At 69.7% G+C, this 13,978-nt stretch carries 13 protein-coding genes and 1 pseudogene; 7 read left to right on the top strand and 7 right to left on the bottom strand.

Annotated features, from left to right (window positions below; translation table 11 throughout):
• Window positions 1-659, top strand: a pseudogene (locus tag MVA01S_RS23560) (hypothetical protein); the annotation flags it as partial.
• Here the strand turns inward: MVA01S_RS23560 and MVA01S_RS23565 are convergent.
• The 4 genes from MVA01S_RS23565 to MVA01S_RS23580 all read right to left on the bottom strand — a co-directional run bounded on the left by MVA01S_RS23565 (window position 600) and on the right by MVA01S_RS23580 (window position 3,205).
• On the bottom strand, window positions 600-857 hold the full coding sequence (locus MVA01S_RS23565; protein ID WP_003933933.1) for a hypothetical protein: 258 nt from the start codon (window positions 855-857) through the stop codon (window positions 600-602). The pseudogene MVA01S_RS23560 and the gene MVA01S_RS23565 overlap by 60 nt on opposite strands.
• Before the next feature lie 2 nt (window positions 858-859).
• Window positions 860-1,717: an oxygenase MpaB family protein gene (locus MVA01S_RS23570; RefSeq protein WP_003933932.1), complete on the bottom strand. Its 858-nt coding sequence runs from the start codon at window positions 1,715-1,717 to the stop codon at window positions 860-862.
• Entirely contained in the window at window positions 1,714-1,959 is a 246-nt protein-coding gene (locus tag MVA01S_RS23575; protein ID WP_237024315.1) for a hypothetical protein, read from the bottom strand. The genes MVA01S_RS23570 and MVA01S_RS23575 overlap by 4 nt, the downstream gene beginning before the upstream one ends.
• Window positions 1,960-2,020: 61 nt before the next feature.
• On the bottom strand, window positions 2,021-3,205 hold the full coding sequence (locus MVA01S_RS23580; RefSeq protein ID WP_040543247.1) for a glycosyltransferase family 4 protein: 1,185 nt from the start codon (window positions 3,203-3,205) through the stop codon (window positions 2,021-2,023).
• A gap of 37 nt (window positions 3,206-3,242) precedes the next feature.
• Between MVA01S_RS23580 and MVA01S_RS23585 the strand changes: the two genes are divergently transcribed.
• Together MVA01S_RS23585 and MVA01S_RS23590 are read left to right on the top strand one after the other, a co-directional pair.
• Window positions 3,243-4,010, top strand: coding sequence for a class I SAM-dependent methyltransferase (locus MVA01S_RS23585; RefSeq protein ID WP_003933929.1), 768 nt, complete (start codon window positions 3,243-3,245; stop codon window positions 4,008-4,010).
• A gap of 54 nt (window positions 4,011-4,064) precedes the next feature.
• Window positions 4,065-5,540, top strand: a complete 1,476-nt coding sequence (locus MVA01S_RS23590; RefSeq protein ID WP_003933928.1) for an aldehyde dehydrogenase — start codon at window positions 4,065-4,067, stop codon at window positions 5,538-5,540.
• Window positions 5,541-5,616: 76 nt separating this feature from the next.
• On the opposite strand, the gene MVA01S_RS23595 is transcribed toward MVA01S_RS23590, so the two are convergent.
• The 3 genes from MVA01S_RS23595 to MVA01S_RS23605 are packed head-to-tail and all read right to left on the bottom strand — an operon-like array spanning window position 5,617 to window position 8,993.
• Entirely contained in the window at window positions 5,617-7,452 is a 1,836-nt protein-coding gene (locus tag MVA01S_RS23595) for an acyl-CoA dehydrogenase (protein ID WP_003933926.1), read from the bottom strand.
• A 56-nt stretch (window positions 7,453-7,508) separates the two neighbouring features.
• A complete protein-coding gene (locus tag MVA01S_RS23600; RefSeq protein WP_003933925.1) occupies window positions 7,509-8,030 on the bottom strand; it encodes a dihydrofolate reductase family protein in 522 nt (173 codons plus the stop codon).
• A complete protein-coding gene (locus MVA01S_RS23605; protein WP_003933923.1) occupies window positions 8,031-8,993 on the bottom strand; it encodes a helix-turn-helix domain-containing protein in 963 nt (320 codons plus the stop codon).
• Window positions 8,994-9,223: 230 nt separating this feature from the next.
• On the opposite strand from MVA01S_RS23605, the gene MVA01S_RS23610 reads away from it, so the two are divergent.
• From MVA01S_RS23610 to MVA01S_RS23625, 4 genes are all read left to right on the top strand, one after another.
• A complete protein-coding gene (locus MVA01S_RS23610; RefSeq protein WP_003933922.1) occupies window positions 9,224-9,937 on the top strand; it encodes an SDR family oxidoreductase in 714 nt (237 codons plus the stop codon).
• A 238-nt stretch (window positions 9,938-10,175) separates the two neighbouring features.
• Complete coding sequence (locus MVA01S_RS23615) at window positions 10,176-10,919, top strand: 1-acyl-sn-glycerol-3-phosphate acyltransferase (RefSeq protein WP_237024454.1); 744 nt, start codon at window positions 10,176-10,178, stop codon at window positions 10,917-10,919.
• Window positions 10,920-10,930: 11 nt separating this feature from the next.
• Window positions 10,931-12,565, top strand: a complete 1,635-nt coding sequence (gene fadD12 / locus MVA01S_RS23620; RefSeq protein ID WP_003933920.1) for an acyl-CoA ligase FadD12 — start codon at window positions 10,931-10,933, stop codon at window positions 12,563-12,565.
• Between the two features lie 2 nt (window positions 12,566-12,567).
• Window positions 12,568-13,806, top strand: a complete 1,239-nt coding sequence (locus MVA01S_RS23625; RefSeq protein WP_003933919.1) for an alpha/beta hydrolase — start codon at window positions 12,568-12,570, stop codon at window positions 13,804-13,806.
• The last annotated feature ends 172 nt before the right edge of the window (window positions 13,807-13,978 follow it).

Below are 13,978 nucleotides of genomic sequence, written 5' to 3' on the forward strand. Positions count from 1 at the left end.
CCGTCGTCACGCTGCGCCCCCGGCTGCCCGCCGCGCTCACCGCCGTGCTGTGCAGCGCCGCGGTGGTGGCCACGCTGCCCGACCTCACCTGGGGGGTGGGCGGGCGCGTCGCCTCCGTGCAGTACCCGCCGGGGTGGCCGGCGGCGGCCGCGGTGATCAACGCCGATCCCGCGACGGTGGCGGTGCTGCCGGTCGACAGCATGCGCCGGTTCGCGTGGGCCGGCGACGCGCCGGTGCTCGATCCGCTGCCGCGTTGGCTGCGCGCCGATGTGCTGAGCACCGGTGACCTGACCATCGCCGGCAAGAACGTGCCCGGCGAGGGCAGCAGGGCCCGCGACGTGCAGCAGATGCTGATCGCCGGCGCCGGGGCCGACGAACTCGCCGGAGCCGGGGTGGGCTGGGTGGTGGTGGAGAACCAGAACGGTCAGGCGCCGCCGCTGGCGTTGCCGGTCGCGTTCGCCGACGACGCGCTGACGGTGTACGCGGTCGGCGGCAACACGCCTGGCTCGCCGCACCGCCCCGCGCTGCTCGCCGCGCACGCGGTGTGGCTCGCCGCGCTCGGCGCCGGACTCATCGGGATGCTGGCCGGATGGCTGCGCTCACACCGCGCACGCCGTGGGCAGCAGGAGCTGGATCGGCCACAGCGCGGCCACCAGTAGGTAGGCCACCAGCCCGCCGCCGGCCGGCAGCCGCACCTGCAGGATGGTCTCCAGCTGCTGGACCTCCTCGAAGCGGAAGAACGCCCACCCCAGCCCGATGGTCACGTACGGGATCGCCAGCCACAGCCCGAGTTCGATCACGTCGGCAACCGACAGCCGCCTGGCCAGCAGGCTTCGGGTGGCGGTGCGGATCGACATCCTCAGACCAGCCTGCGGTGCCTGCGGACGCGGTGGCGGACGTCGGCGAGCAGCAGGTGGCTGCCACCCTGGCGGATGAAGCCCGGCACGAACCGGTTCACGAACGCGACGAACAAAAACAGCTGCTCGAACCACCACTGCCGCCGCACGCCCCAGGACACCCCGAGCGCGTCGCGGAACACCGGGGCCAGGAACCCCGCGGTCAGGAACTTCAGCAGCGGCCGGAACGGCAGCCCCAGAAGCGGATTGATCATCCGCAGGTTGATCAGCTCGGTCAGGTAGGACCTGACGACGTCGTCCATCTGGACCTGCTCGCACGCGGTGTTCCAGTAGCCGTCGAACTCCACCCGGCTCGGCGGCCACTGGTCGGGGCTGACCTGCAGCGTGGTGCCCAGCGTCGCCGCCGAGCGGTAGAACTGCTCAGCCTGTTCGGAGGTCATCTCGCCGCGCAGCAGCTGGTAGGTGTCCTCCAGCCCGACGAACAGGCAGGCCGCCACCCACATCTGCAGATCGCGGTCGAAGGCGTTGTAGGGCACCGGGCTGGCCGGGCCCGCCTTCACGTGCCGGTGGGCGCCGTCGACGGCCGCGCGGAACGCGGCCCGGTCGGCGTCGGTCCCGAAGATCGCCACGGCGAGGTACTGGAACGTGGTGCGCGCCCGTTTCCACGGATGCTTGAGCAGGTTCCCGGAATCGACCTTGCTCTCCACCACGCCGTAACCCACGCCGGGCCGGGACAGCTGCATGATCACGTTGGCCGCACCCGCGGCGAACGACCAGAAGTCCATCGCACCGGCGACGGTCACCGGGTCGTCGCTCCAGCGTGCGGTGCGCCGGCTGATCTGAATTCTGTTGCGGCTCATGGCAGGCAGACGTCCGTGACGAACAGGACGGGCCAGAACACCACGGACCCGACGAACGCGGCGATCCGGTACAGGCCGTCCGCGTCGGCGTAGTGGTCGGGTTTGAGCAGCGCGACGAGCAGCCCGAGCGCGCCGTAGGGCGCACCGGCCAACAGCGCGGCACCGATCCACTCGGCGACGGTCATTTCGTAGTCCATGATCCGGCGCAGCGCGCTGAGCATGGCCGCTATGTTAATGGCCATTCACGACGGTGTCCGCGATACCAGCGAGATCCGCGGGGCCCGCCGCGTCCGTGCGTCCGGCTCAGATGACGCCGCTGGCCGGCTGCCCGGCGCGGACGGCGTCCAGCACCGCGCGCATCGCGTCGGCACTCTGCTCCCAGGAGAACTCGCCGCTGCGCACCTGTGCCTTGGCGCCCAGCTGTTCGCGCAGCACCCCGTCGGTCAGCAGCCGCTCCAGGCCGTCGACCAACTGGTCACTGTCGTCGACCAGCATGCCGGTGACCCCGTCGACGATCGAGTCGGTCAGCCCGCCCGAGCTGCGGTAGCCGATCGTCGGCACGCCGTGCTGGGCGGCCTCGACCACCGACAGCCCCCAGCCTTCCTTGCGCGAAGGCAGTACATGCACCCAACTGCGCTGCAGCACAGCATGTTTGGTGGCGTCGTCGACGTGTCCGTGGAAGGTGACCGCGTCGGATATGCCGAGCCGGGCGGCGTGGTCGACGAGTCGTTGGGCCCACCAGCCGTCGCCCAGGACGTCCAGGTGCACGTCGGGGACCCGGGTGCGCAACCGGGCGACCGCGTCGAGTGCGTCCTCGATCTGCTTGTGCGGCACCAGCCGCGACAGCACCACCACACGGGGTGTCTCCGACCGCGGCACCGCCAGCGTGTGTTCGGGGGCGGCGTCGACACCGTTGCGGACCACCGCGATCCGCTCCGACTGCACTCCCAGCTCCGCCAGGTCGCGTGCCGAGGGCAGCGACACCGTGACGTACTGGTTGCGCCGGTGCAGCCGCGGGGACAGCCGCGACTCGACGAACCAGCCGATCCGGCTCATCACCGGGCCGGCGACCGGCCACTGTTCCCGGTGACAGTGGTGCACCAGCACGACCGTGCGCCTGCCGTAGACCAGCCGGGACAGGAAGGGCAGGCCGTTCTGGGTGTCCACCACGATGTCGGGGCGGACGCGGCGCATCGGGCCCAGCCCGATCTTCGCGGCGGCCATCGCGAGCCCGGCCCACACGTAGACCGTGTAGGGCCCGCCCCTGCGTTGGATCTGCACGCCGTCGACGACTTCGCGGCGCGGCGCACCGGCGTAGCGCGCGGTCCGCAGGGTGACCCGGGTGCCCGAGGCGGCCAGTTGGGCACCGATGCGTTGCAGGTAGGTCTCGCTGCCGCCGCCCTGGGGGTGGCCGGTGTCGCGCCAGCAGAGCAGGAGCACCGAGCGGACCCGCGCAGAGGAGCGGTCGGGCTCAGGCTGGGCAGACATCCCCGCCAGCCTAACGGGTGGTCAGTAGGGTGGCCGGGTGCCTGCCACCGACCGCTTCGCCGAACAGGCGACGCTGGCGCGGTCGTTGCGGCTGCTCGCGGCGTTCCGCTTCGAGCAGAGTGACCCGGACCGCTTCTACGGCGCGCTGGCCGACGACACCGCCGCGATGGTCGGGGACCTGTGGCGGTCGGTCTCGGGCACCGGGGTGTCGGGGCTGACGCTGCTGGACGTCGGCGGCGGGCCCGGCTACTTCGCGACCGCGTTCACCGAGGCCGGCGTCCGCTACGTCGGCGTCGAACCCGATCCGCGCGAGATGCACGCCGCCGGGCCGCGCACCCGTGCCCGGGCCGGCACGTTCGTGCGGGCGTCGGGGACCGCGTTGCCGTTCGCCGACGACAGCGTCGACATCTGCCTGTCGTCGAACGTCGCCGAGCACGTCGCGCAGCCGTGGCGGCTCGGCGACGAGATGCTGCGCGTCACCCGGCCCGGCGGCCTGGTGGTGCTGTCCTACACGGTGTGGCTGGGTCCGTTCGGAGGTCACGAGATGGGGCTGACGCACTATCTCGGCGGATACCGGGCCGCGGAGCGCTACACCCGCAAACACGGCCACCGGCCGAAGAACGACTACGGCTCGTCGTTGTTCGCTGTGCATGCGCGCGACGGCCTGCGCTGGGCCGAGGGCACCGGGGCGCTGATTGCCGCATTCCCGCGCTACCACCCCCGATGGGCCTGGTGGCTGACCCGGGTGCCGGGTCTGCGGGAATTCCTGGTGAGCAACCTGGTGCTGGTGTTGCGGCCGTCTTGACACCTGTCTTGCAACAGGTTCTCGTTTGGCCTCACGATCGGTAGTGTGACCCACATGACTCAAAGCACTGCTTTCAAGACCGAGTGGGACAAACTGTTCATCGGCGGCAAGTGGGTCGAGCCGGCCACCTCGGACGTGATCGAGGTGCACTCCCCCGCCACCGGCGAGAAGGTCGGCCAGGTTCCGCTGGCCACCAAGGCCGACGTCGACGCCGCATTCGCGGCCGCCCGCAAGGCCTTCGACGAGGGCCCCTGGCCGCGGCTCACCCCGAAGGAGCGCGAGGCCGTCATCGCCAAGGCGATCGAGCTGATCGAAGCGCGCGCCGACGAATTCAAGGCGCTGTTGAAGCTGGAGACCGGCCAGCCGCAGACCATCGTCGACATGATGCAGTACGGCGCGGCCATGTCGACGCTGCAGTTCTACGCCTCGGCGGCGGACAAGTTCTCCTGGCAGGACATCCGCGACGGCGCGTACGGCCAGACCCTGGTGCTCAAGGAACCGATCGGCGTCGTCGGCGCCGTCGTCGCCTGGAACGTGCCGTTCTTCCTGGCCGCCAACAAGCTGGGCCCGGCCCTGCTGGCCGGCTGCACCCTGGTGCTCAAGCCCGCCGCCGAGACCCCGCTGACCACCAACCTGATGGCCGAGGTGTTCGCCGAGGCGGGGCTGCCCGAGGGTGTGCTCTCGGTGGTGCCCGGTGGCGTGGACACCGGCCGTGCCCTGACCGACAACCGGGAGATCGACAAGTTCACCTTCACCGGGTCCAGCGCGGTCGGCAAGGAGATCGGCAAGATCGCCGCCGAGAAGCTCAAGCCGTGCACGCTGGAGCTGGGCGGCAAGTCCGCGGCGATCATCCTGGAGGACGCCGACCTGGACGCCACCCTGCCGATGCTGATCTTCTCCGGCCTGATGAACTCCGGCCAGGCCTGTGTGGGCCAGACCCGGATCCTGGCCCCGCGGTCGCGCTACGACGAGGTCGTGGAGAAGATCGCGGCCGCCGCGGCCGGCATGGCGCCCGGCCTGCCCGATGACGCGGCCGCCATGATCGGCCCGCTGATCAGCGAGAAGCAGCGCGAGCGCGTCGAGGGTTACATCAAGAAGGGCCTCGATGAGGGCGCGCGCCTGGTTGCCGGCGGCGGCCGGCCCGACGGCCTGGACAGCGGATGGTTCGTGCAGCCCACCGTGTTCGCTGATGTGGACAACTCGATGACCATCGCCCAAGAGGAGATCTTCGGTCCCGTCCTCGTGGTGATCCCGTTCGAGGACGAGGCCGACGCGGTGCGCATCGCCAACGACTCGGTCTACGGCCTGGCCGGTTCGGTGTACACCACCGATTACGCCAAGGCCGTCGAGATCGCCAAGCAGATCCGCACCGGCACCTACGGCATCAACATGTACGCCTTCGATGCCGGGGCCCCGTTCGGCGGCTACAAGAACTCCGGCATCGGCCGCGAGTGCGGACCGGAAGGCATCGCCGGGTACTGCGAGTCCAAGAGCGTGCTGCTGCCGTTCGGCTATACCCCGGCCTCTTAACCCACGCAGACGCGAGACTGAGGTTGTTGGCGGAGTTTCTCGGGAAACTCGCCAACAACCTCAGTCTCGCTGCATCTCAGAACCCCGCTTCAGACAGCTCCATCGCGGTCAGGTCCACCGCCTGCAGGACGCGGCGCTGCGCGGACAGCCGCGGCAGCACGGTGCGGGCGAAGAACTTCGCGCCGGCCACCTTGCCCGTGTAGAACGCCCGGTCCCGCTCGCTGACGTCGCGGTCCAGCGCGTTCAGCGCGGTCTCGGCCTGGCGCAGCAGCAGCCACCCGATCAGCAGATCCCCGACCGAGAGCAGGAACGGCACCGACTCCAGCCCCAGCCGGTACAGCTGGCTGGAATCCTGCTGCGACTCGATCAGGTAGGTGGTCATCGACGTGACCATCTCCTGGACGTCGTCGACCGCGGTGGTCAGCAGCGCGCGCTCGGTGGCCAGCTCGTCGCGGGCCGCCGGATCGTCGAGGAACGCGCGCAGGTCGGTCACCACGTGCATCAGCGCCCCGCCCTGGTCGCGGGCGATCTTGCGGAAGAAGAAGTCCTGCGCCTGGATCGCGGTGGTGCCTTCGTACAGCGAGTCGATCTTCGCGTCGCGGATGTACTGCTCGATCGGGTAGTCCTGCAGGAACCCGGACCCGCCGAACGTCTGCAGCGACTCGGTCAGGCACTGGTAGGCCCGTTCGGAGCCGACGCCCTTGACGATCGGCAGCAGCAGGTCGTTGACCCGGCCGGCCATCGCCTCGTCGGCGCCCGACACCGCGTCGGCGACCACGTAGTCCTGGTGTGCGGCGGTGTAGAGGTACAGCGCGCGCAGCCCTTCGGCGTAGGCCTTCTGGGTCAGCAGCGCCCGGCGCACGTCGGGGTGGTGGATGATCGTCACCCGCGGCGCTGCCTTGTCGGTCATCTGCGTCATGTCCGCGCCCTGCACCCGTGTCTTGGCGTACTCCAGCGCGTTCAGGTACCCGGTCGACAGCGTGGACATCGCCTTGGTGCCCACCATCATTCGCGCGTACTCGATCACCCGGAACATCTGGGCGATGCCGTTGTGGGTGTCGTTGACCAGGTAGCCGACCGCCGGGGTGCCGTGCTGGCCGAACGTGAGCTCACAGGTGGCCGAGGCTTTCAGGCCCATCTTGTGCTCGAGGCCGGTGACGAACACGCCGTTGCGTTCGCCGAGTTCGCCGGTCTGCGGGTCGAAGTGGAACTTCGGCACCACGAACAGGCTCAGCCCCTTGGTGCCCGGGCCCGCGCCCTCCGGGCGGGCCAGCACGACGTGCAGGATGTTCTCGAACAGGTCGTCGGCGTCGCCGTTGGTGATGAAGCGCTTGACGCCGTCGAGGTGCCAGGAGCCGTCGGGCTGCTCGACGGCCTTGGTGCGCCCGGCGCCGACGTCGGAGCCGGCGTCGGGTTCGGTGAGCACCATCGTCGCGCCCCAGCGCCGCTCGATCATCAGCGACGCCCAGTGCCGCTGCTGCTCGTTGCCGATCGCGTTGAGCACGTCCGCCATCTTCGGACCGGCCGCGTACATGAAGGCCGCGGGCTGGGCGCCGAGCGCGAGCTCGTTGATCGCCCACTCCAGCATCCTCGGCGCCGGCACCCCGCCGATGTCCTCGGACATCCCGACCCGGAACCACTCGGCGTCCTGCCAGGCACGGTAGGACTTCTTGAACGGCTCGGGGATCGTCACGGTGTGGGTGGCCGGATCGAACGACGGCGGGGTGCGGTCGGTCTCGGCGAACGCCTCGGCCACCGGGCCCTCCGCGAGCTTGGCGGCTTCCCGCAGCATCTCGCGCACGGACTGCCCGTCGAGGTCACCGAACTGTCCGGTGGCGAGCACCTTCTCCAGGTCGAGCATCTCGAAGAGGTTGAACTCCAGGTCTCGGACGTTGCTCCGGTAATGACCCATCGCGGGCGGCCTCCAATTGTCGTGCGGATTCGCTCCGCCACCCTACGGCGGCGGGCTCAGCCGCGCCGCCAGTGGGCGCACACGAAATCCGCGTTGACGGCCGAGGACACCAGCGCCCATTCGGAGCGCAGCGGCAGCATCGGAGATCCGGCGCCCAGCGTGCAGGGCGCGTAGGAGACGATCATCTCGTCGACCAGGCCCGCGCTGACGAACTGGGCCGCCACGTCTCCGCCGCCGACGACCCACACGTTCTTGCCGCCCGCGGCCGCACACAGGACCGGGTGCAGGTCGGCGACGTCGCCGGCGAAGGTCTGCACGTCGTGGCCGTCGGCGACGAGGCCGTCCCGGTGGGTCAGCACCCAGGACGGTTGCGGGTACATCCAGTCACCCGGGTGGTTGTGCAGGATCCATTCGTAGGTGTCGGCGCCCATCACCAGCGCGCCCACCGACGCCAGGAACGGGTCGATCGCGAACGGGCCGTCGGCGTCGATGTCGCGTGAGACCAGCCAGTCCAGGCTCTTGTTCTGGTCGACGATGAAGCCGTCGAGACTGGCTGCGGTGTAGTACACGGTGGCCATCTAGTTTCCTCTCATCCAGTCCAGCGGATCGCCGAGCCGGCTCTTCACCCCGTGCCGGGCCAGCATGGCGCGGACCAGTTCCCGGCGGTGCGCCGAGTAGGTCAGCACGTGCGCCACGATGCCGAAGAGCTGGAAGGACTCCGGCGGGTCGCACAGCGCGTCGATCACGGTGTCGCCGAGCCGGCCCGCCGCGGCGTACTCGGAAACCATTGCGCGCCAGCGCTTGCCGATGTCGTCGTGATGCGCGGCCAACTCCGCGGCGTCGACGGACTCGGGTTGGGTGGCCCTTCGGGACGGGAAGTCGTCGCCGGCGATGGTGGCCAGCCACACCTGTTTGTTCCACACGATCGCGCCGAGCACCGCGCCCACGCTGGGTTCGGGACCGTCCCATTCGAGCACCGTCTGCCCCGGCGCGATCTCGGCGGTCCACTGCTGCGCGCTCAGCTGCGTCGCCTGTTCGAGCAGATGCGCGGTGTCGGCGAGGTCGTGGTCGACCATCAGCGACGCGATGTCGGGGGTGTGCGCACGGCTGCCGGGATCGCTGTCCAGCCAGAGCGATTCGGGCGGATGGAAGTGCAGGCCGTTGGGCGCCGGCAGCCGGAAGTGCACCTCGCCGGCCTGCGACGGGGGCAGCCCGTAAGTGCGCCGGAACGCCCGGGAGAACACCTCGGCCGACGACCACCCTTCGTCGGCGGCCACGGCCGACACCGCCTCGCCGCGCTGCAGCCGCCACGCGGCCCGCTCCAGCATCACCCTGCGGCGCAATGCCGCCGGCGATTCCCCGGTCAGCCGGCGGACCTCGCGGGAGAAGTGGAACTCCGAGCTGTAACTGCTGCGCGCCATGTCGCCGACGTCGCCGTTGGCCGAATCGGTGACGGCGTCGAGGAGTTCACGGAGCCGGTCGCGGTGGCGATGAGCGCTCGCGCGAAGAGCAGATGGGTCGCGCGGCGATGGGTCGGTCACGGTTTCCGAGTATCGTCGCGAGCCGCCGCCGGCGACATGACAATTCCTGCTGGAGCTGCCGAACCTGTCCCGGAAAGACACTATGGCGGAATCCCCCGACCGGGTTCCGCCATAGCGTTTGTGACGCTACAGCGGGCGCTTCGGCGCTGCCGGGTGTTTCGGACTACCGGCCAGCTGCAATTGTCACCGCGCGCGGGACTGCGTGGCTCCGCTGCGACGTTGACCGCAGCATGACGCACACACCTCAGTTCACCGCCCTGGTCACCGGCGCCAACCGGGGCCTCGGCCGCCAGTTCGCCGCACAGCTCGCCGCGCGCGGCGCCAAGGTCTACGCCGGGGCCCGTCGCCCCGAGACCGTCGATCTGCCCGGCGTCATCCCGATCCAGCTCGACATCACCGATCCCGAGTCGGTACGCCGCGCGGCCGAGCAGGCCGCCGACGTCAACGTCGTCATCAACAACGCGGGCGTGTCGACCCAGGCCGGACTGCTCGACGGGTCGATGGATGACATCCGGCTGGAGATGGAGACCCACTACTTCGGCACGCTGGCCGTCACCCGCGCCTTCGTGCCGGTCATCGAACGCAACATCGCCGAGAACGGGGCCGACGGGTCGATCCTGAACGTGCTGTCGGTGCTGTCCTGGGTTCATTCGCCGGCCAGTGGCGCGTACTCGGCGGCCAAGGCCGCGGGCTGGGCGATGACCGATGCGCTGCGCCAGGAGCTGGCGCCGCGCGGCATCCACGTCGCCGCGCTGCACGTCGGATACATGGACACCGACATGGTCTCCTACATCCCGGCCGACCAGAAGACCGATCCGGCGGTGGTCGCCGAACTCGCGCTGGACGGCCTGCTGGCCGGGCAGCCCGAGATCCTGGCCGACGAGCTGACCCGCACGGTGAAGGCAGGACTGTCGGCGACGCCGGCTGGATCAAGATCGGCCTGATCAAGATCGAAATCACGATCACGCGGAGGTCCTTGACGACGGCACCGTCCGTGCTGGAGTGTTCGGTCACGTGAGCCTGCTCATAGCTGGTCGGGGTGGCCCGGACCAGTGGGTAGACTCGAAAACTAGAACACGTTCCAGTAATCGAGGGGGCCCCGTGGGCGCGACCGGCAACGAGACGTCCGAACTGACAGCGTCCGAACTGACGAAGTGGGACCCCGTGCTCACCGAACGGGTCATGGGGCTGCTCAAGCCGTTCCTCAAGGGCTGGCACCGCGCCGAGGTGCGCGGACTGGACGACTTCCCCAAGGGCGGCGCGCTGGTGGTCTCCAACCACTCGGGCGGGCTGTTCCCGATGGACGTCCCGGTGTTCGCCAGCGGCTTCTACGACAGGTTCGGCTTCGACCGGCCCGTCTACACGCTCAGCCACGACATGCTGATGGTCGGCCCCACCGGCACCTTCTTCAAGAAGACCGGGTTCATCCCGGCCAACCACCGCAACGCCGACGAGGCACTGCGCTCCGGCGGTGTCGTGGTGGTGTTCCCCGGCGGTGACTACGACGTCTACCGCCCGACGCTGGCGGCGAACAAGATCGACTTCGCCGGGCGCACCGGCTACGTGAAAGCGGCGCTGAACGCCGGGGTGCCGATCGTGCCGACGGTGGCCATCGGCGGCCAGGAGAGCCAGTTGTTCCTGTCCCGCGGCACCGAGATCGCCAAGGCGCTGGGACCGGTGGCGCGGGCGTTCCGCACCAAGATCCTGCCGGTGTCGTTCGGCTTCCCGTTCGGGCTGTCGGTGGTGCTGCCGCTGAATGTGCCGCTGCCGGCCAAGATCACCATGCAGGCGCTGGCGCCGATCGACATCGTCGCGGAGTTCGGCGAGGATCCCGACATCGACGAGGTGGACGCCCACGTGCGGCGGGTGATGCAGCGAGCGCTCGACGATCTGGCCCGGGAGCGTCGACTCCCCATCCTGGGCTGAGCCCGGTGCCCATGGGAATCACCGAATCGGTCAGCAACGCCCTCGGTCTGGTCACGACGATGGCGCGCGCCGGCGTCATCGCGCCGATGCGGCCCGACAAATACCTGCGCATCGCCACCGCGATGCAGCGCGAGAACATGGCGATCACGTCCGGGTTCGCCGCCGCGGCGCAGCGCTGCCCGGACCGGGCCGGGCTGGTCGACGAGCTCGGAATCCTGACCTGGCGCCAGATCGACCGCCGCGCCGACGCGTTCGCCGCGGCCCTGCAGGCGCTGCCCGGCGGGCAGCCCGAGGTCATCGCGCTGATGGCGCGCAACCACCGCGGGTTCGTCGACGCACTGATCGCGGCCAACCGGATCGGCGCCGACGTGCTGCTGCTCAACACCTCCTTCGCCGGGCCTGCGCTGGCCGAGGTGATGGAGCGTGAGGGCGAGGGACGCTCCGTGGCGGTGGTCTACGACGAGGAGTTCACCGACACCGTCGACCGGGCGCTGGCCGGGCGGCCCGACACCACCCGCATCGTCGCGTGGGCCGACGGCCGCGTCGACGCGCTCACGGTCGAGGGCATGATCGCCGAGCACAGCGGGCAGGAACCGAAGCGCTCGCTGGAGAAGAGCCGGGTCATCCTGCTGACCTCAGGCACCACCGGAACACCCAAGGGCGCCAAGCACTCCGGCGGAGATCCGAGCGTGCTCAAGGCGATTCTGGACCGTACCCCGTGGCGCGCCGAGCAGCCTGTGGTGATCGTCGCCCCGATGTTCCACGCGTGGGGCTTCTCCCAACTGGCGTTCGCCGCGTCGATGTCGTGCACGATCATCACCCGCCGCAAGTTCGATCCCGAAGCGACCCTGGAACTCGTCGACAAACACCGGGCCACCGGCCTGTGTGTGGTGCCGGTGATGTTCGACCGGATCATGGACCTGCCCGACGAGGTGCTCGACAGATACCGCGGCCGCTCACTGAGATTCGCGGCCGCCTCGGGTTCGCGGATGCGCCCCGATGTGGTCATCAGGTTCATGGACCGGTTCGGCGACGTGATCTACAACAACTACAACGCCACCGAGGCCGGCATGATCGCCACCGCGACGCCGCGCGATCTGCGGGCCGCCCCCGACACCGCGGGCCGCCCCGCCGAGGGCACCGAGATCCGGATCCTGGACGCCGAGTTCCGCGAGGTGCCCACCGGTGAGGTCGGCGGGATCTACGTACGCAACTCGACGCAGTTCGACGGCTACACCACGGGCAAGACCAAGGACTTCCACGAGGGGTTCATGTCCTCGGGCGACGTCGGCTACCTCGACGCGGACGGGCGGCTCTTCGTGGTCGGCCGCGACGACGAGATGATCGTCTCGGGCGGCGAGAACGTCTACCCGATCGAGGTGGAGAAGACGCTGGCCGCCCACCCGGAGGTGGCCGAGGCGACGGTGCTCGGGGTCGACGACGAGAAGTTCGGCCAGCGGCTTGAGGCGTTCGTGGTTTTGACCGGCGGCGCATCGGCTACTCCCGACACACTCAAGCAACATGTCCGCGACAACCTCGCCGGCTACAAAGTCCCAAGGGAGATCAGGGTTCTCGATGAACTGCCGCGCAGCGTCACCGGCAAGATCTCCCGGAAGGACCTTCAGGAGCGCATCGAGAATGCCTGATCATGCCTAAGCCGCGGCCGCTGCTGCGCGCGGTCGCCGAACTGCTCAACGCTGCCAACGGTGTCCGCCCGCTCGCGCGCGACGGATACCCTACCATCCCGGTGTTCGCGTTCGGCTGGCCGACCTCGGAGATGTCCCCGCTGTACATGGCGGGGTCGATGCTCGACGCGGTGCGCCGCGGCATCCGGGGCGACTTCCGCGGGCCTCGGGGCCGAATCGCGTTGGTGCTCACCGCGATCGCGTGGGGTCTGCTGTATCTGATCCACCGCCGTAACGTCGGCTCGCAACCGTACTTCGAGGATCCGCTGCGCGAGGCGCTCGGCGAGAACTATCAGCAGATCGCCGACAAGGCCCGGCCGTCCCGGCGCCGGCTGGTCGGGGTCTTCCCCAACGACGTGATCCGCCGCCGCTACGTCGAGAGCGTGGTGCAGTACGGCCCGCTGCCGGTCAACAAGGCCGACATCTGGCGCCGGCCCGACCTACCTCGTGACGGCAAAGCTCCCGTGCTGCTTCAGGTTCCGGGTGGCGCCTGGGCGATCGGCATGCGGAAGCCGCAGAGCTATCCGCTGATGAGCCACCTCGCCGACCACGGTTGGATCTGCGTGTCGATCGACTACCGGGTCAGCCCCCGCAACACCTGGCCCGATCACATCGTCGACGTCAAGCGCGCGCTGGCGTGGATCAAGGAGCACATCGCCGAATACGGCGGCGATCCGGACTTCGTCGCGATCACCGGCGGCTCTGCCGGTGGCCATCTGTCCTCACTGGCGGCGCTGACCGCCGACGACCCGCGGCTGCAGCCGGGGTTCGAAGATGCCGACACCTCGGTGGTGGCCGCGGTGCCGATCTACGGTCGCTACGACTGGGTGTCCGGAAAGGGCAGCGGGCGCAAGGAGTTCATCGCGTTCCTGCAGAAGTTCGTGGTCAAGAAGCCGATCACCCGGAACCGCCAGATCTATGTCGATGCGTCGCCGAGCTACCGGTTGCGCGCCGACGCACCACCGTTTTTCATCCTGCACGGCCGGGACGACTCGATCATTCCGGTCCCGGAGGGCCGCGAGTTCGCCGAGGCGCTGCGGGAGGTGTCCACCTCGCCGGTGGTCTACGCCGAGATCCCGCACGCCCAGCACGCTTTCGACTTCTACTACGGCTCGCCGCGGGCGCACTACACCGCGCAGGCGGTCGAGGAGTTCCTGTCCTGGGTGATGGCCACCCGCCAGGCCGCCGAGAAGACCGGCTAGGTCTGCGCAGCCAGCAGTGCGCCGACCGCCGACGCGATCCGGGTGTGCCAGTCGTCGCTGAGCGCGTCCGCGCGGGCCAGTTCGGCGACGTAGCTGCCGACGATCATGTCGATCAGCGTGTCGGCGAAGCCGTCGGGGGGCGGGTGGGAGAAACCGTCGGGGGGCGGGTGGG

The organism is Mycolicibacterium vaccae NBRC 14118 = CIP 105934 (assembly GCF_001552715.1).
GTDB lineage: Bacteria > Actinomycetota > Actinomycetes > Mycobacteriales > Mycobacteriaceae > Mycobacterium > Mycobacterium vaccae.

What these genes read in the sequence shown, in the direction of transcription:
- MVA01S_RS23565 (WP_003933933.1), bottom strand. Translation starts at nt 857, where the DNA reads ATGTCGATCCGCACCGCCACCCGAAGCCTGCTGGCCAGGCGGCTGTCG.
- MVA01S_RS23570 (WP_003933932.1), bottom strand. Translation starts at nt 1,717, where the DNA reads ATGAGCCGCAACAGAATTCAGATCAGCCGGCGCACCGCACGCTGGAGC.
- MVA01S_RS23575 (WP_237024315.1), bottom strand. Translation starts at nt 1,959, where the DNA reads ATGGCCATTAACATAGCGGCCATGCTCAGCGCGCTGCGCCGGATCATG.
- MVA01S_RS23580 (WP_040543247.1), bottom strand. Translation starts at nt 3,205, where the DNA reads ATGTCTGCCCAGCCTGAGCCCGACCGCTCCTCTGCGCGGGTCCGCTCG.
- MVA01S_RS23590 (WP_003933928.1), top strand. Translation starts at nt 4,065, where the DNA reads ATGACTCAAAGCACTGCTTTCAAGACCGAGTGGGACAAACTGTTCATC.
- MVA01S_RS23595 (WP_003933926.1), bottom strand. Translation starts at nt 7,452, where the DNA reads ATGGGTCATTACCGGAGCAACGTCCGAGACCTGGAGTTCAACCTCTTC.
- MVA01S_RS23600 (WP_003933925.1), bottom strand. Translation starts at nt 8,030, where the DNA reads ATGGCCACCGTGTACTACACCGCAGCCAGTCTCGACGGCTTCATCGTC.
- MVA01S_RS23610 (WP_003933922.1), top strand. Translation starts at nt 9,224, where the DNA reads ATGACGCACACACCTCAGTTCACCGCCCTGGTCACCGGCGCCAACCGG.
- MVA01S_RS23615 (WP_237024454.1), top strand. Translation starts at nt 10,176, where the DNA reads ATGGGGCTGCTCAAGCCGTTCCTCAAGGGCTGGCACCGCGCCGAGGTG.
- fadD12 (WP_003933920.1), top strand. Translation starts at nt 10,931, where the DNA reads ATGGGAATCACCGAATCGGTCAGCAACGCCCTCGGTCTGGTCACGACG.
- MVA01S_RS23625 (WP_003933919.1), top strand. Translation starts at nt 12,568, where the DNA reads ATGCCTAAGCCGCGGCCGCTGCTGCGCGCGGTCGCCGAACTGCTCAAC.